This window comes from Streptomyces sp. NPDC058664 (assembly GCF_042716635.1).
In the GTDB taxonomy this organism is placed as follows: Bacteria; Actinomycetota; Actinomycetes; order Streptomycetales; family Streptomycetaceae; genus Streptomyces.
This window is the reverse complement of the sequence record NZ_JBHXRW010000007.1, coordinates 50,252-65,402: the sequence shown is the minus strand read 5'-3', so window position 1 is coordinate 65,402 and position 15,151 is coordinate 50,252. Positions and strand designations below refer to the sequence as shown.

15 protein-coding genes are annotated in these 15,151 nt (G+C 74.0%); 9 read left to right on the top strand and 6 right to left on the bottom strand.

Annotated elements, in window-relative coordinates; translation table 11 throughout:
* Positions 1-28: 28 nt before the first annotated feature.
* The 5 genes from ACFWUY_RS08210 to ACFWUY_RS08190 all read left to right on the top strand — a co-directional run bounded on the left by ACFWUY_RS08210 (position 29) and on the right by ACFWUY_RS08190 (position 3,928).
* Positions 29-331, top strand: coding sequence for a hypothetical protein (locus tag ACFWUY_RS08210; RefSeq protein WP_384103523.1), 303 nt, complete (start codon positions 29-31; stop codon positions 329-331).
* Positions 332-620: 289 nt separating this feature from the next.
* Positions 621-1,145, top strand: a complete 525-nt coding sequence (locus ACFWUY_RS08205; protein WP_384103520.1) for a hypothetical protein — start codon at positions 621-623, stop codon at positions 1,143-1,145.
* Between the two features lie 13 nt (positions 1,146-1,158).
* Entirely contained in the window at positions 1,159-2,796 is a 1,638-nt protein-coding gene (locus ACFWUY_RS08200) for an ABC-F family ATP-binding cassette domain-containing protein (protein ID WP_384103518.1), read from the top strand.
* Positions 2,796-3,530, top strand: coding sequence for a 2-phosphosulfolactate phosphatase (locus tag ACFWUY_RS08195; protein ID WP_384103515.1), 735 nt, complete (start codon positions 2,796-2,798; stop codon positions 3,528-3,530). The genes ACFWUY_RS08200 and ACFWUY_RS08195 overlap by 1 nt, the downstream gene beginning before the upstream one ends.
* A complete protein-coding gene (locus ACFWUY_RS08190) occupies positions 3,527-3,928 on the top strand; it encodes a hypothetical protein (protein WP_384103513.1) in 402 nt (133 codons plus the stop codon). The genes ACFWUY_RS08195 and ACFWUY_RS08190 overlap by 4 nt, the downstream gene beginning before the upstream one ends.
* A 172-nt stretch (positions 3,929-4,100) precedes the next feature.
* Here ACFWUY_RS08190 and ACFWUY_RS08185 read toward each other — a convergent pair whose 3' ends face one another.
* Together ACFWUY_RS08185 and ACFWUY_RS08180 are read right to left on the bottom strand one after the other, a co-directional pair.
* A complete protein-coding gene (locus ACFWUY_RS08185) occupies positions 4,101-6,587 on the bottom strand; it encodes a Tex family protein (protein ID WP_384103510.1) in 2,487 nt (828 codons plus the stop codon).
* A 242-nt stretch (positions 6,588-6,829) separates the two neighbouring features.
* Positions 6,830-7,696, bottom strand: a complete 867-nt coding sequence (locus ACFWUY_RS08180; protein WP_384103507.1) for a hypothetical protein — start codon at positions 7,694-7,696, stop codon at positions 6,830-6,832.
* Positions 7,697-7,821: 125 nt separating this feature from the next.
* Here ACFWUY_RS08180 and ACFWUY_RS08175 point away from each other — a divergent pair, with 125 nt between their 5' ends.
* Both ACFWUY_RS08175 and ACFWUY_RS08170 read left to right on the top strand, forming a co-directional pair.
* Positions 7,822-8,814 carry a GlxA family transcriptional regulator gene (locus ACFWUY_RS08175; RefSeq protein ID WP_384103504.1) on the top strand — a complete coding sequence of 331 codons (993 nt, stop codon included), beginning with the start codon at positions 7,822-7,824 and terminating at the stop codon, positions 8,812-8,814.
* A gap of 11 nt (positions 8,815-8,825) precedes the next feature.
* Positions 8,826-9,467: a DJ-1/PfpI family protein gene (locus ACFWUY_RS08170; protein WP_384103500.1), complete on the top strand. Its 642-nt coding sequence runs from the start codon at positions 8,826-8,828 to the stop codon at positions 9,465-9,467.
* 40 nt (positions 9,468-9,507) lie between these two features.
* On the opposite strand, the gene ACFWUY_RS08165 is transcribed toward ACFWUY_RS08170, so the two are convergent.
* A complete protein-coding gene (locus tag ACFWUY_RS08165; protein ID WP_384103497.1) occupies positions 9,508-10,251 on the bottom strand; it encodes an enoyl-CoA hydratase/isomerase family protein in 744 nt (247 codons plus the stop codon).
* Positions 10,252-10,317: 66 nt separating this feature from the next.
* Here ACFWUY_RS08165 and ACFWUY_RS08160 point away from each other — a divergent pair, with 66 nt between their 5' ends.
* Both ACFWUY_RS08160 and ACFWUY_RS08155 read left to right on the top strand, forming a co-directional pair.
* Complete coding sequence (locus ACFWUY_RS08160; RefSeq protein WP_384103494.1) at positions 10,318-11,022, top strand: HdeD family acid-resistance protein; 705 nt, start codon at positions 10,318-10,320, stop codon at positions 11,020-11,022.
* A gap of 130 nt (positions 11,023-11,152) precedes the next feature.
* A complete protein-coding gene (locus ACFWUY_RS08155) occupies positions 11,153-11,674 on the top strand; it encodes an ATP-binding protein (RefSeq protein WP_384103997.1) in 522 nt (173 codons plus the stop codon).
* Here the strand turns inward: ACFWUY_RS08155 and idi are convergent.
* The 3 genes from idi to ACFWUY_RS08140 all read right to left on the bottom strand — a co-directional run bounded on the left by idi (position 11,640) and on the right by ACFWUY_RS08140 (position 14,814).
* Complete coding sequence (gene idi, locus ACFWUY_RS08150) at positions 11,640-12,260, bottom strand: isopentenyl-diphosphate Delta-isomerase (RefSeq protein ID WP_384103491.1); 621 nt, start codon at positions 12,258-12,260, stop codon at positions 11,640-11,642. The genes ACFWUY_RS08155 and idi overlap by 35 nt on opposite strands.
* Positions 12,261-12,412: 152 nt before the next feature.
* Complete coding sequence (locus ACFWUY_RS08145; protein ID WP_384103487.1) at positions 12,413-13,660, bottom strand: GNAT family N-acetyltransferase; 1,248 nt, start codon at positions 13,658-13,660, stop codon at positions 12,413-12,415.
* Between the two features lie 212 nt (positions 13,661-13,872).
* Positions 13,873-14,814 carry a cation diffusion facilitator family transporter gene (locus tag ACFWUY_RS08140; RefSeq protein WP_384103484.1) on the bottom strand — a complete coding sequence of 314 codons (942 nt, stop codon included), beginning with the start codon at positions 14,812-14,814 and terminating at the stop codon, positions 13,873-13,875.
* Positions 14,815-15,151: the final 337 nt, after the last annotated feature.

Below are 15,151 nucleotides of genomic sequence, written 5' to 3'. Positions count from 1 at the left end.
TCCACGACCTGGAAGTTGGAGAACCACCATGCGTTCCACGAAGCCCGCGCGCCGCGTCCTGCCGGCCCTGATCGCCACGACGCTGCTCGCCGGAAGCGTGCTGATCGGCCAGACGGCGGCCGCCGGACCGGCGTCCGCCGGCCGCATCACCTGCAACGTCACCGAGCTGCGCACCGAAGCCCACAAGGAGCGCGCCCGGGCCGCCCAGCTCAAGCGCCTCGGCGCCACGACGGAGGCCCGCAAGGCCGCCGCCCGCGCCGACGCCCTGGAGCAGCGCGCCCGCCAGTGCGCCGACGCGGACAACAACAACCGCCCGCCGCTCTGGAAGTAGCGAAGCGCGCGGGGCGGGTGCGGTCCGAAAGGGGCCGCGCCCGCCCCGCGGCCGTTCCCGGCCGGCACGGGCCCGCCGCCCGCTCCCCGACACCCCGGGGCGGCCGCCGCCCCCGGGCGACCGTGCCCGGAGGCGGCGCATCAGACGCCCGCCGCCCGCCGCCCGTCGCCCGTCGCAGGCAGTGGCACCGCCCGGCAGCGGGCAGTGGCCCGGACCGTACCGGGACCGGGACATTTCCGGGACGTCTCAGCCATGGAACAGGGCCCCTGACCGGGGAATGCTTGCCGTCATGCCGGCCGCGTACACGACCCTCGACCTCGCCCCCGCCGTCCTCCCGGACGGTGTCCTTCCGGGAGCCTTCCCCCGCCCCCGGCCCGACGACGTCGACCTCGTCGTCGACGGCAGACCGCTGCTCCACCGGCTCGACGAGGCCGACGGCCCCGACGCGGTCTCGCCCCTGGCGGCCGACCTGCCGCCCACCCTCCGCGCCGAGCACGTCCGCCGGCTCCTCGCCCCCGGCCCCCCGCTCGCGGACGGCCGCCGGGTGATCTACTCCTGCCCCGACTGCGAGGACCTCGGCTGCGGAGCCGTCACGGCCGTCGTCGAGCACGTGGGCGGGTACGGCGGACACGGCGGGTACGTCGTCTGGCGCGACTTCGCCTGGCAGACCGGCCCCACCGCGGACCCGGCCCGCGCGGCCTACCCCGGCGTCGGTCCGTACCGCTTCCACGGCGCCCGCTACCGGGCCGTCCTGCTGCGCCTGGCGAAGGAGCCCCGCGCCCCGGGCCCGTGGGCGGGTGCTTTCGTCGCCTAGGATTCGTTCCCTGATGACTGCAACCCTCGTCGCCAAGGACCTCGCCGCCGGCCACGGCGAACGCACCCTCTTCGCCGGGCTCGACCTCGTCGTCGCCCCCGGCGACGTGATCGGCCTCGTCGGCGTCAACGGCGCCGGCAAGTCGACCCTGCTGCGGCTGCTCGCCGGGCTCGACACCCCGGAGGAGGGCGAGCTCCGGCTCTCCCCGCCCACCGCCGCCGTCGGCCACCTCCCGCAGGAGCCGGAGCGGCGCGCGGGGGAGACCGTGCGGGAGTTCCTCGCCCGGCGCACCGGCGTCGCCGCCGCCCAGGCGGCCATGGACGAGGCCACCCAGGGCCTCGTCGACGGCACGCCCGGCGCCGACGACGCGTATGCCACGACCCTGGAGAGCTGGCTGAACCTCGGCGGCGCCGACCTCGACGAGCGCGCCGAGGAGGTCGCCGACTCCCTCGGCCTCACCGTCGGACTCGACCAGCCGATGACCTCCCTCTCCGGCGGCCAGGCCGCCCGCGCCGGTCTCGCCTCGCTCCTCCTCTCCCGCTACGACGTCTTCCTGCTCGACGAGCCCACGAACGACCTGGACCTCGAAGGCCTGGAGCGCCTGGAGGCGTTCGTGAAGGGGCTGCGGGCCGGGACGGTCGTCATCAGCCACGACCGCGAGTTCCTCACCCGCACCGTCACCAAGGTCCTCGAGCTCGACCTCGCCCAGCAGCAGATCACCCTGTACGGCGGCGGGTACGAGGCGTACCTGGAGGAGCGGGACACCGCCAGGCGTCACGCGCGCGAGGAGTTCGAGGAGTACGCCGGCAGGAAGGCGGCCCTCGAAGCACGCGGCCACATGCAGCGGTCCTGGATGGACAAGGGCGTCAGGAACGCCCGCCGCAAGGCCACCGACGGCGACAAGCTGGGGCGCAACGCGCGCAGCGAGGCCAGCGAGAAGCAGGCCGCGAAGGCCCGCCAGACGCAGCGCATGATCGAACGCCTCGACGTCGTCGACGAGCCCCGCAAGGAATGGGAGCTGCGCATGGAGATCGCGGCCGCGCCGCGCTCCGGCTCGGTCGTCGCCACCCTGCGCGAGGCCGAGGTGCGCCGCGGCGACTTCGCCTTCGGTCCCGTCACCCTCCAGATCGACTGGGCCGACCGGGTCGCCGTCACCGGAGCGAACGGTGCGGGGAAGTCGACCCTGCTGGCGGCCCTGCTCGGCCGGCTGCCGCTGGACGCGGGAGACACGGCCCTCGGCTCCGGCGTCGTCGTCGGCGAGGTCGACCAGGCGCGGAAGCTCTTCCACGGTACGGAGACGCTCCTGGAGGCGTTCTGCGCGGCCGTGCCCGACACGGAGCCCGCCGAGGTCCGTACCCTGCTCGCCAAGTTCGGCCTCAAGGCCGTCCACGTGATGCGGCCCGCCACCACGCTGTCCCCGGGCGAGCGGACCCGCGCCGCACTCGCCCTGCTCCAGGGCCGCGGGGTGAACCTGCTCGTCCTCGACGAGCCGACCAACCACCTGGACCTGCCGGCCATCGAGCAGCTGGAGTCCGCGCTCGACGCGTACACCGGCACGTTGCTGCTCGTCACCCACGACCGGCGGATGCTCGACGCGGTCCGCACCACCCGCCGCATCGAGGTCGCCGACGGCAAGGTGACCGAGCTCTGATGGCGGTCGCCTTCGGCTGGGGGCCCGTGGAGGCACGGGTCCTCGTCCCCTCGGCCGCCTGCGTGGTCGTCGTGGACGTGCTGTCCTTCACCACCGCCGTGGGCGTCGCCGTCGAGGGCGGCACCGCCGTCCACCCGTACCGCTGGCGGGACGCCACCGCCGTCGCGTACGCGCGGGAGAGGGGCGCCGTCCTCGCCGTCGGCCGGAGCGAGGCCACGCCGACGCACCCGTGGACGCTGTCACCGGCCGCGCTGCGTGCGGCGCCCGCGCCCGTGCCCGGCCGTCTCGTCCTGCCGTCCCCGAACGGTTCCACGATCGCGGCGGAGGCCGAAGAGGGCGGCGCCACCGTCGTCGCCGCCTCCCTGCGCAACCACTCGGCCGTCGCCCGCTGGCTCACCGACCGGGGCTACGGATCGGCCGGGCGCCCGCTCGCCGTCATCGCCGCCGGGGAGCGGTGGCCCGACGGCTCGCTGCGCCCGGCGCTCGAAGACCTGCTGGGCGCGGGCGCGGTCCTCTCCGGGCTCGCGGGCCCGTACACCCTGACCCCGGAGGCGACCGCGGCGGCCACGCTGTGGGCGGCCACCGAGGACCCGGTCACCGCCTTGCACGGCTGTGACTCGGGCCGTGAACTGTACGAGTACGGCTTTCCGCAGGACGTGGCCGTGGCCGCGGAGGTCGACAGCTCGACGGCCGTCCCCGTCCTCGTGGACGGCGCTTTCCAGGAGGCACCATGACCGACCTACTGACCCGGCTGACCGAGATGCTGGACGATCTGGACGCGGACGTCGACGAGACGATCGACCTCGCCGACGAGATCGCGGCCTCGGGCGACGCCGGTCTCCTGCCGCGCCTCCAGGCGGAGCTGGACCGCGCCCTGACCGAACGGAACGCCTACGCCCGTGAGCTCCTCGGCGGCGTGCTCGCCGCCGTCGGCGGCCCGGACGCCCTGCCCGCGCTGATCCGGGCCTCCGCCGTCGACCTCGGCGACGACCAGGACGGCCTCGCCGCCGAGATCGTCGACCTGGTCCAGGCGGACCCCAAGGCGGCCCGGAGCCTCCTCCAGCCCCTCACGGAGGACGACGACCTCTCGGTCGCCAACCGTGCCGACTGGGCCCTGCGCTTCCTGCCGTAGGGCCCGTACGGAGCGTGCGTACGCGAAGGAGGCCACCGCCCACCGGGCGGTGGCCTCCTCTTCGCACGGGCTGTTCGTACGGGCGCGCGGACCAGGGGTTTCCCGGAAAGTCGGCCGCCGGCCGTCCCCGTGCTCCCGCCAGGGGCGCACGGGGACGACGGCTCCGGCGGGCTCAGCGGCGCTTGCCGCCGCCCTCGCCCAGCAGGCCGGCCTTGCGCAGGGCGTCGGCCATCGCGCTGTTCGCGGGCGCGGGAGCGGAGGACCGGTCCCGGCCGCCCCGCTCGGGCTGACCGCCCCGGCCGTTACGGTCGCCCTGACCGCCGCCGCCCCGGTTGTTCTGCCCGCTCCGCTCGGAGGCCCCGCTCCGCTCGGGCTGTCCGCCCCGGTTCCCGCGCTCGCCCCGGCCACCGCCGCCCTGCCGCTGCTGCGGCGGTCGCCCGGAGCGCTCGCCCCGCTCGCGCCGGGGCGCCCCGTCCGGGGCCTCGGCGCCCGGCCGGTCGTCGAGCCGCAGCGTCAGCGAGATCCGCTTGCGCGGGATGTCCACGTCCTGGACCTTCACCTTGACCACGTCGCCGGGCTTCACCACGTCGCGCGGGTCCTTGACGAAGGTCTTCGACATCGCCGACACGTGGACCAGACCGTCCTGGTGCACACCGATGTCGACGAACGCCCCGAAGGCGGCCACGTTGGTGACGACCCCTTCCAGGACCATGCCGGGCTCCAGATCGCCGATCTTCTCGACGCCGTCCTTGAAGGTGGCCGTCCTGAACGCCGGGCGCGGGTCACGGCCAGGCTTCTCCAGCTCGCGCAGGATGTCCGTCACCGTCGGCAGGCCGAAGGTCTCGTCGACGAAGTCGTCCGCCCGCAGCGAGCGCAGCGTGCCCGTGTCGCCGATGAGCGCCGCGACCTCGCCGCCCGTCGCCTTCACCATCCGGCGTACCACCGGATACGCCTCGGGGTGCACCGACGAGGAGTCCAGCGGGTCGTCGCCGCCCCGGATGCGCAGGAAGCCCGCGCACTGCTCGTACGCCTTCGGGCCGAGCCGGGCCACGTCCTTGAGCGCCCGGCGGGAGCGGAAGGGGCCGTTGGCGTCCCGGTGCGCGACGATGTTCTCCGCGAGGCCGGAGCTGATGCCCGAGACCCGCGAAAGGAGCGGCGCGGAGGCCGTGTTGACGTCGACGCCGACGCCGTTCACACAGTCCTCGACGACCGCGTCGAGGGAGCGCGAGAGCTTCACCTCGGCCAGGTCGTGCTGGTACTGGCCGACGCCGATCGACTTCGGGTCGATCTTCACCAGCTCCGCGAGCGGGTCCTGGAGCCGCCGGGCGATGGACACGGCGCCGCGCAACGACACGTCGAGGCCGGGGAGTTCCTGCGAGGCGAACGCGGAGGCCGAGTAGACCGAGGCGCCCGCCTCCGAGACCATCACCTTGGTCAGGTTCAACTCGGGGTGCTTGGCGAGGAGTTCGGCCGCCAGCTTGTCGGTCTCGCGGGAGGCCGTGCCGTTGCCGATCGCGACCAGCTCGACCGCGTGCTCCTTCGCCAGACGCGCCAGCCTGTCCAGCGCCTGGTCCCACTTGTTGGCCGGCACGTGCGGGTAGATCGTGTCGGTGGCCACGACCTTGCCGGTCGCGTCGACCACGGCGACCTTCACGCCCGTGCGGAAGCCGGGGTCGAGGCCCAGCGTCGCCCGGGTGCCGGCCGGCGCGGCGAGCAGCAGATCGCGCAGGTTCGCCGCGAAGACCCGGACCGCCTCGTCCTCGGCGGCCGTCCGCAGCCGCAGTCGCAGGTCGATCCCGAGGTGGACCAGGATGCGGGTCCGCCAGGCCCAGCGGACGGTGTCCTGAAGCCACTTGTCCCCGGGGCGCCCCCGGTCGGCGACCCCGAAGCGGTGCGCGACGATCCCCTCGTACGAAGAAGGTCCTTCCGTGGGCTCCTCCGGCTCCAGGTCCAGGCTGAGCACGTCCTCCTTCTCGCCGCGCAGCATGGCGAGCACCCGGTGCGAGGGCAGCGCCGTGAACGGCTCGGCGAAGTCGAAGTAGTCGGCGAACTTCGACCCCGCCTCCTCCTGCCCCTCGCGGACCTTGGCCACCAGCCGGCCCCGGCCCCACATGCGCTCGCGCAGCTCGCCGATGAGGTCGGCGTCCTCGGAGAACTTCTCGGCGAGGATCGCCCGCGCGCCCTCCAGGGCGGCGGCGGCGTCCGCGACGCCCTTGTCCGCGTCCACGAAGGCCGCGGCGGCGGCCGTCGGTTCCACCGACGGGTCGGCGAGCAGCCCCTCCGCGAGCGGTTCGAGACCGGCCTCGCGTGCGATCTGGGCCTTGGTCCGGCGCTTCGGCTTGAAGGGCAGGTAGATGTCCTCCAGGCGCGCCTTGGTGTCGGCGGCCCGGATCCGGGCTTCGAGCTCCTCCGTCAGCTTGCCCTGTTCGCGTACCGAGTCGAGGACCGCCTTCCGGCGGTCCTCCAGCTCGCGCAGATAGCGCAGCCGCTCCTCCAGGGTGCGCAGCTGCGCGTCGTCGAGCAGCTCCGTCGCTTCCTTGCGGTAGCGCGCGATGAACGGCACGGTCGAACCGCCGTCGAGCAGCTCGACGGCTGCCTTCACCTGTCGCTCGCGTACGCCGAGTTCCTCGGCGATCCTTGCTTCGATGGACGTCGTCACGGTGTCCCGACTCGCCTTCTCGTGCCTCAAGCTTGCGAGTGCATTGTGCCGGGTCGGTCACCCGTACGCGGCATCCGACCCGTCCACGCGCGCCGAGCCCGCCGCGCGGGGACCATGCCGCTCGGTCCCACCGCGCCGAGCCCGCCACGCCGGGGCCCGTACGGCTCGGGCCGCCCGGGCCCCGTGGCAGGCCCCGCCGGGCCAGGTCCGCTGCCCGGGCCTTGCCGCTCAGGCCTTGCCCATCAGGCCTTGCCGATCAGGTCCGCGGGGAAGGCGCCCGCGGCGGCCGCCGCGGTGGCGAAGCCGCGCGCCAGGTCGGTGAGCCGCTCGACCCCCTCCGCGCCGAGGTGCTCGTACGGGGCGGTGTCCAGCCGGTCCGTGACCTCCTCCAGCTCCTCCCGCAGCCGGGTCCCGGCCCCGGTCAGCTCGCCCTCGGCGTCGAGCAGGCCGCGGGCGCGCAGCCGCCCGGCCGCCGCCTCCCAGTCGGCGCGCCGCCAGCCGCGGCTGCCGAGGAACCAGCGCGGGCTCATGGCCCTGCCGGTCGCCGTGTGCGAGACGACCGCCTCGATCGGGTCGAGGCCCAGCGAGAGCAGGGCCGCGAGGTGCCCGTCGCCCCGGTGCTCGCGCAGCAGGGTCGCGGCGTGCCAGTAGGCGAGGTGGGGGGCCTCCGGCACCGGCAGGTCGGCGTTGGCCGAGTAGAGCGGCCGGGCGTGCCGGGTGCAGGCCTCGGCGGCGCGCAGGGCGAGTCCGGCGGCCTCGGCCATCTCGGGGGAGGCGATCGTCTCCTCGCCGAGCAGCCGGCGCAGGGTCGTGTCGGCGGCGCGCAGCCGCGCGTCGAGGACGGCCGCGGGGGAGGCGGTCTCCCAGACGGCGGGCAGGTACCGGGCGAGCAGTTCGTGGTTGTAGTTGTAGAAGGTCGCGGCGACGGTGCCGGCGCCGACCGCGCCGAGGACGGCGCTGCGCGCGGCCAGCCGCGCCGCGGCGCCGTCGGTGACGCCGAGTGCGCCGAGCTCGCGGTCGAGGTCGGGCGAGAAGTAGAGCGTGGTGTGCACCGTGTTGACGGCGTTGTGGCAGCGGCGTCCGGCGCGCGGGGGGAGAGAGTTCGTCATGGACCGAAGGTTACCGACTGGTCAGTACGACGGGAATGGGTGGGCCGCTCCCGCCGTCGGCCGATGGCAGAAAAGGTGGGCCACGCGTCGTTGCGGACGTCCTCGGCCCCGCGAAGGATGGGGGCATGACGCAGCGACCCGTCCTCGTCGTCCTCTTCGACGGCGTCCAGAGCCTCGACGTCACCGGCCCCTTCGAGGTGTTCGCCGGTGCCGGCCGAGCCGCCGGGGACCCCTCCGCGTACCCGATCCGCACCGCCTCCCTGGACGGCGGACCGGTCCGTACGCACAGCGGGCTGCGCGTGCTCCCGGACACCACGCTCGCCGAGGCGGTGGCCGACGGCGCCCCGCACACCCTCGTCGTCCCCGGCGGCGAGGGCACCAGGGCGCCCGCCCCCGCCCTGATCGACTGGCTGCGCACCCACGCGCCGCGCGCCGAGCGCCTGGTCTCCGTCTGCACGGGCGCGCTGCTCCTCGCCGAGGCCGGGCTCCTCGACGGGCACCGGGTGACGACCCACTGGGCCACCTGCGACCACCTCGCCCGCCACTACCCCGAGGTCGAGGTGGACCCGGACCCCATCTTCGTACGGGACGGGCGGCTCTCCACCTCCGCCGGGGTCACGGCCGGCATCGACCTGGCGCTCGCCCTGGTCGAGGAGGACCTCGGCCGGGACGTGGCCCTCACCGTCGCCCGCCACCTGGTCGTCTTTCTGCGCCGCCCCGGCAACCAGGCCCAGTTCAGCGCCCAGCTGTCCGCCCAGACCGCGCGCCGGGAGCCGCTGCGCGACCTCCAGCACTGGATCACCGAGCACCCCGCGGGGGACCTCTCCGTCGAGGCGCTCGCCGCCCGCGCCCGGCTCTCGCCCCGCCACTTCGCCCGCGCCTTCCACGCGGAGACGGGCGTCCCGCCCGGCCGCTACGTCGACCGGGTCAGACTCGAACACGCCCGCCGGCTCCTGGAGGAGACCTCGCGCGGCGTCGAGGAGGTCGCCCGCGCCTCGGGCTACGGCACGCCCGAGGCGATGCGCCGCGCCTTCACCAAGGCCCTCGGCACCGCGCCCGCCGACTACCGCCGCCGTTTCCACGCACCTGTCCACGCACCTGCCGACCGAACCGACTGAGAGGGAACACCGTGCAGATCGCCGTCCTGCTCTACGAGGGCTTCACCACGCTCGACGCCGTCGGGCCGTACGAACTCCTCGCCCGCCTCCCCGGTGCCGAGACCGTCTTCGTGGCCAAGGAGACCGGGCCCGTCCGCAACGACCAGGGCAGCCTCGCGCTCGTCGCCGACAGGACCCTCGCCGAGGTCCCGCGCCCGGACATCGTCCTGGTCCCCGGCGGACCCGACTCCCGGCAGGCCATGAACGACCCGGAGATCCAGGCCTGGCTCCGGACCGCCGACGCGACCAGCACCTGGACCACCTCGGTCTGCACGGGCTCCCTGCTCCTGGGCGCCGCCGGACTGCTGAGCGGCCGTCGTGCCACCACCCACTGGCTCGCGTACGAGGAGCTCAGGGCGCTGGGCGCCGAACCCACCGGCGAGCGGGTCGTCTTCGACGGCAAGTACGTCACGGCCGCCGGGGTCTCCTCGGGCATCGACATGGCGCTGCACCTGCTCGGCCGGATCGCCGGGGACGAGACCGCGCAGACGATCCAGCTGCTCACCGAGTACGACCCGCAGCCGCCGTACGAAGCGGGCTCGCCGGAGAAGGCCCCGGCCGCGATCGTCGCGCGCTGGCGCGGCCGGCCCGTCGAGTCGCTCGCGAAGGACTGAGCCCGCGGGACCCGGACCGGCCGGGGCGGCCGGAGCCGGATCAGAGCCCGTAGGTGAAGCGGGGCGCGCGGCGCTCAAGGAAGGCGGCGACCCCCTCCGCGGTGTCGCCGCTGCCGCGCGCCTGCCCGGCCCAGTGGGCGTCCCGGTCCAGGCGTCCGTCCGCGAACTCCTTGGCCGCCGCCTGGGTCAGGAGCGAACGGGAGACCAGCAGCCGGGCGAACTCCGCCACCCGCTTGTCCAGCGCGCCCACCGGGTGGAGCTCGTCCACGAACCCGGTCCGCAGCGCCCGCTCGGCGTCGATCAGTTCACCGGAGAACAGCAGGTACTTGGCGGTCGCGGGACCCACGAGGGCGGCGAGCCTGCGGGTCGACGAGGACGGGTAGACGATGCCGAGCTTCGACGGGGTGATCCCGAAGCGGGCGCCCTCCTCGGCGAACCGCAGATCACAGGCGGCGGCGAGCTGGCTGCCGCCCCCGACGCAGAAGCCACGGACGGCCGCGAGGGTCGGCTTGGGGAAGGCCGCGAGAGCCTCCTCGGCCCGTACCGCGAGCGTCTGCTGCTCGTCCCCGGGCTCCCGGAGCGCCGAGATGTCGGCCCCGGCGCAGAAGGTGTCGCCCTCGCCCGTCAGGACGAGGACCCGCACCGCGGGGTCGGCGGCGAGCCGGCCCAGTACGCCGGGCAGGGCGCGCCACATGCCGGCGCTCATCGCGTTGCGCTTGGGGCGGTTGGCGATGACGACGGTGGCGATCCCGTCCGTGACGCTGTCCTTCAGCTGCGGCTCCATGGGCCGGATGCTATCCGCCGTACCCGAACGTACGATCAGGAAGGGGTCGCCCCGAGGAGGCACCGCATGGCCAAGGACATCCGTGAGACGCACGAGGACCCGGATCCCGTCCAGGACATGGCGCGCGAGGGCAAGAAGCTCAGCCGCAGCTTCGGCTGGCTGGCCGCGCTCGGCACCCTGCTGGTGATCGGCGGAGTGGTCGGCCTGGTCTACACGGGCGTCGCCACCCTGACCTCGATGCTGCTCTTCGGCTGGCTGCTGCTGGCCGGCGGTGTCGTGGGCCTGCTCCAGGCGATCCAGTCGCGGGGCACCGCCTACTTCTGGCTCGCCGTGGTGGTGGCCGCCCTGAACATCGCCGCCGGTCTCGTGGTGATCCGTCACCCGGAGGGCTCGGCGGAGGCGCTGACGATGTTCGCGGCCCTGCTGTTCCTGACCGGTGGGGTCTTCCGGCTGGTCGGCAGCGTGGTGGTGCGCGGGCCGCAGTTCGGCTGGACCCTGCTCCAGGGGGCCTTCGGACTGCTCCTGGGGCTGCTCGTCCTCTTCGACTGGCCGGACAGCAGCCGGTACGTCCTCGGGGTCTTCTTCTCGCTCGCGCTGCTCTTCGACGGTCTGGGTCTGATCGCGATCGGGGTGGGCGGGCGACGGATCGTCAGCATGGTGACCCCGGCCCCCGCCCGGGCTTCTGCCCCGCCCTCGGATCCCACTCCGCCCCCGGTTTCCGGGACGCCTCCGGAGTCGTCAAAAAACGCACCCGACCAGTCGAACAACTGACATCGGCATACTCAACCGATCGGAAAGCGGCCGATAAGTGTCGACTTCTGGTCAGTAGGCCGGTCCGCCCACGCGCATTGCCAAGACTCGATCCGTGGCGAGAATCGAGCACGAGGGTGGGAACCGTACCGTGGAGACCCGCGGAGGTGGCCCCGCCCGGCAACCGTCCTACGAAGGAGTCTGGCGCTTCACCGCTGCCGCGGTCGACGTCTCCGTCCCGCAGGCCCGGCACGCCGTACGCGACCTGCTGGTCCGCCAGGGAGTCCCCGTCCATGAGGAGATCATGGACGGCCTGCTGCTGATCGTCTCCGAGCTGGTCACCAACGCCGTGCGGCACGCGGCGCTGCTGTCGCCGGAGATAGCGGTGGAGGTGGCCATCGGCCCCGAGTGGATCCGGGTGTCCGTCGAGGACAACCACCCGTACCGCCCCAAGGCTCTCGAGGCGGACTACGGGCAGACGGGCGGCCGCGGGCTGCTCCTGGTCCGCGAGGTCGCGCAGGAGTCCGGCGGCGCCTGCGACGTCGAGCACACCGCGAGCGGCGGCAAGATCATCTGGGCGGCACTGCCCCTGGCCCCGATGGCACCGGGGCCGGAGGCGGTGATCCACCAGCCGGTCGTCACCAGCCCCCGGACGGACCCGTCAACTCCCTGACGGCCGGACGCGCCGCGTCGAGCACCGTCATGAACCAGGCGGAGAACGGCGCGGCGGCATGACGCTCGGCCAGCTCGGCGGCGGTCACGAAGACGGTGTCCTCGATCTCCTCCGGGTCCGGCCGGGGCTCGGCCTGCACCAGGCCGACGAAGAGGTGGTTGAACTCCTGCTCCACCAGGCCCGAGGCCGGGTCGGGGTGGTTGTAGCGGACGGTGCCCGCCTCCGCGAGCAGCGTCGGCGAGACGCCCAGCTCCTCGTAGGTCCGCCGGGCGGCCGCCGCGAACGGCCCCTCACCCGGGTACGGGTGGCCACAGCAGGTGTTCGACCAGACGCCGGGGGAGTGGTACTTGCCGAGCGCGCGGCGCTGGAGCAGCAGCCGGCCCGACGCGTCGAAGAGGAAGACGGAGAAGGCGCGGTGCAGAAGGCCGGGCGCCTGGTGGGCGGCGAGCTTCTCGGCCGTGCCGATGGTCGTCCCGTCCTCGTCGACCAGTTCGAGCATGATCGGCGCCGGGACTCCGGACGGCTGGACACCGTTCGACACGATCTCCGGCGAGATCTGAGCCGCGGTGGCTGGTGTGGTCGGCATACCCATCCTTCGCTTCGGTCCTCGCCCCGGTGGGGCCACCTCAGTCTGCCGTACGGAACCGGCCCGTCCGTACTTCGACGGCCGGACGTGGCCGCTCCCGCCGCACCGGAGTACCACCGGTGCGGCGGGAACGGAGGGACGGCGTGAGGAGCCTAGACCCCGAAAGCCGCCGGATAGACGAGCGTGCCCGGCGGGACGGGGACCGAGTCGTCCAGGACGAGCGCCATCATCGCCTCGTCCGGAACCTCGAAACCTGGCTTGATTCCGTACGCGGACGCACGTACGAACCCGAACCTCGGGTAGTACTCCGGATGACCCAGGACGAGGACCAGCGACTCACCGCGCAGCCGGGCCGCGTCGAGCACCGCGCGGACGACGGCCTGGCCGGCCCCCGTCCGCTGGTGCTCCGGCGCCACCGAGACCGGGGCGAGCGCCGCCGCGGGGGCGTCACCGACCCGGCAGCGGGTGACCAGGGCGTGCGCCGCGACCGAACCGTCGGGGGCCTCGGCCACGTACGACAGGCCCGGCAGCCAGGCGCCCGGATCCAGCCGGAGCGCGTCGACCAGCGCGGCCTCCGCGTCCGACCCGAAGGCCTCCGCCACGATCCGCCGGACCGCCGGGGCGTCCTCGGCGGTCTCCGGGCGGGTGCGCCACCGCGGATCGGCGGGCCGCAGGACGAATCCGGCGTACCCGTAGTCGGAGCCGTGCTCCCGCCGCAGCGCGATCTCGGCGCGGGCACCGGCCACCGCCTCGGCCATGCCGGGCACGGTGGTGTCCGCGGCCTCGGCGTGCGCGGCCAGCGGGCCGTAGTACTCGTCCCAGTCGCTCTCCGGCTGGGTGAAGGAGCCGAGGACCCGGTAGCCGGCCCCGACCGCCGCCGCCGCGTTCCCGGCGACGGTACGGAGCGGGTAGTTCTCGTCCCAGAAGGCGCGGGCCGCCGGGCCCGGCTCCGTGGTCGTCCAGACGCACTCGGTGAGCACCAGCGTGCCGCCGGGAGCCAGCAGCCGGCGCCACTCGGCGAGGGCGCGGTCGAAGCCGAGGACGAAGACCGAGCTCTCGGCCCAGACCAGGTCGAAGGAGCCGTCGGGGAGCGGCAGCGCGCCCATGTCGGCGCGGAGGGTACGGACGGAGCCGTCGAGCCCGCGGGCGGCGGCGGAGCGCCGCAGTTCCGCGAGGAACGGCTCGTGGGTGTCGACGGCGGTCACCTCGGCGCCCGCCTCGGCGGCCAGGAGCAGCGCGGAACGGCCGGGGCCGCATCCCAGGTCGAGCACGCGCGGGCGCTCCGGAAGCGGTCCCGCGAGCGCGAGGAGCCGTCGGGTGGTGGAGTCGGAGCCGGGACCCTGCCGCGGAAGACCGTGGTGCAGGGCGAAGAAGGAGTCGTGCAGAGCGTTGTCGGACAACGTGGGAAACCCTTGGTGAGAGGGCCCCGGCCGACGACGTGACGGACCGGCGGGAAGGCCGGGATCAGGTCAGCCGGAGACCCGGAGGCTGAGGGACGACCGGGTGCTGCCGCTGCGGGCAGCCTCCATCGCGACGGTCATCAACCTCAGCTCCTCTCTCCACACGTTCGTACGGAACACGTTCGCACGAAGAGGCTAACAGTCCGCCGGGGTCAGAGGCAGAGCCTCGCCTCGTGCTCCGCGTGCCCGGCGGGCTCCAGCTGGAAGGTGCAGTGCTCCACGTCGAAGTGCGAACCCAGGCACCCCTGGAGGGAGTGCAGCATCTTCTCGTGGCCGACCGAGTCCAGCGCGCCCTGGTCCACGACCACGTGCGCGGAGAGCACGGGCATCCCCGAGGTGATCGTCCAGGCGTGCAGGTCGTGCACGTCCTCGACCCCCGGCAGAGCCAGTATGTGCGCCCGCACCTCCGCCATGTCGACCCCCTTGGGAGCCGCCTCCAGGAGCACGTCCAGGGTCTCGCGCAGCAGCTTGACCGTACGGGGGACGATCATCAGGCCGATCACGATCGAGGCGATCGGGTCGGCGTACTGCCAGCCCGTGGTCAGGATGACGCCGGCCGCGACGATCACGGTGACCGAGCCCAGGGCGTCGGCGAGCACCTCCAGGTACGCCCCGCGCACGTTGAGGCTGTCCTTCTGGCCGCGCATGAGCAGCGACAGCGAGATCACGTTGGCGACCAGACCGATCGCCGCGAACGTGATCGCCAGGCCGCCCTTGGTCTCGGCCGGCTCGACGAACCGCTGGACCGCCTCGTACAGCACGTAGCCGCCGACGACGAGCAGCAGCAGGCAGTTGGCGAGCGCCGCCAGGATCTCGGCCCGCGCGAAGCCGAAGGTGCGGTTCCCGGAGGGCGGCCGGTTGGCGAAGTGGATCGCGAGCAGCGCCATCGCGAGGCCGACCGCGTCGGTCGCCATGTGCGCCGCGTCGGCGATCAGGGCGAGCGAGTCGGCGAGCAGACCGCCGATGATCTCGATCACCATCACGGAGAGCGTGATGCCGAGCGCGATCCGCAACCGGTTCTTGTACGCGGCCCCGGCGGTGCCGGCCGGCGGCGGGCCGCCGTGGCTGTGCCCGTGGTCGTGTCCAGCCCCCATGGAATGGCCTCCAGGTCATGTCGTGGCAGGTGCCCCGAGGCGCAAGTCAACTACGGGTGGGGGGTATGCGCAACACGGTACTGAACACCGTTGTCATATGCTCTGACCTGCGGTGATGCCAGGATCACCGGCCATGGCGAGAAGTCGCCCTCCAGCCTCCTCGGGGCGGGCCCGACCGTGGTTCGCGGGGCGGGCCGCCGATCGCCCGTGACGATCCCCGCCGGGCGAGGCGCACCCACGAGGACGCGGGTGGGCCCGGGGGAGTCCTGCCCGCGAAGCCTCGGTGAACTCGCGCTTCTGTTCATCCGATAGCCTCAGCCGACGTGTCGCCGCCCCG

What these genes read in the sequence shown, in the direction of transcription:
- ACFWUY_RS08205 (WP_384103520.1), top strand. Translation starts at nt 621, where the DNA reads ATGCCGGCCGCGTACACGACCCTCGACCTCGCCCCCGCCGTCCTCCCG.
- ACFWUY_RS08175 (WP_384103504.1), top strand. Translation starts at nt 7,822, where the DNA reads ATGACGCAGCGACCCGTCCTCGTCGTCCTCTTCGACGGCGTCCAGAGC.
- ACFWUY_RS08200 (WP_384103518.1), top strand. Translation starts at nt 1,159, where the DNA reads ATGACTGCAACCCTCGTCGCCAAGGACCTCGCCGCCGGCCACGGCGAA.
- ACFWUY_RS08190 (WP_384103513.1), top strand. Translation starts at nt 3,527, where the DNA reads ATGACCGACCTACTGACCCGGCTGACCGAGATGCTGGACGATCTGGAC.
- ACFWUY_RS08195 (WP_384103515.1), top strand. Translation starts at nt 2,796, where the DNA reads ATGGCGGTCGCCTTCGGCTGGGGGCCCGTGGAGGCACGGGTCCTCGTC.
- ACFWUY_RS08165 (WP_384103497.1), bottom strand. Translation starts at nt 10,251, where the DNA reads ATGGAGCCGCAGCTGAAGGACAGCGTCACGGACGGGATCGCCACCGTC.
- ACFWUY_RS08160 (WP_384103494.1), top strand. Translation starts at nt 10,318, where the DNA reads ATGGCCAAGGACATCCGTGAGACGCACGAGGACCCGGATCCCGTCCAG.
- ACFWUY_RS08140 (WP_384103484.1), bottom strand. Translation starts at nt 14,814, where the DNA reads ATGGGGGCTGGACACGACCACGGGCACAGCCACGGCGGCCCGCCGCCG.
- idi (WP_384103491.1), bottom strand. Translation starts at nt 12,260, where the DNA reads ATGCCGACCACACCAGCCACCGCGGCTCAGATCTCGCCGGAGATCGTG.
- ACFWUY_RS08180 (WP_384103507.1), bottom strand. Translation starts at nt 7,696, where the DNA reads ATGACGAACTCTCTCCCCCCGCGCGCCGGACGCCGCTGCCACAACGCC.
- ACFWUY_RS08210 (WP_384103523.1), top strand. Translation starts at nt 29, where the DNA reads ATGCGTTCCACGAAGCCCGCGCGCCGCGTCCTGCCGGCCCTGATCGCC.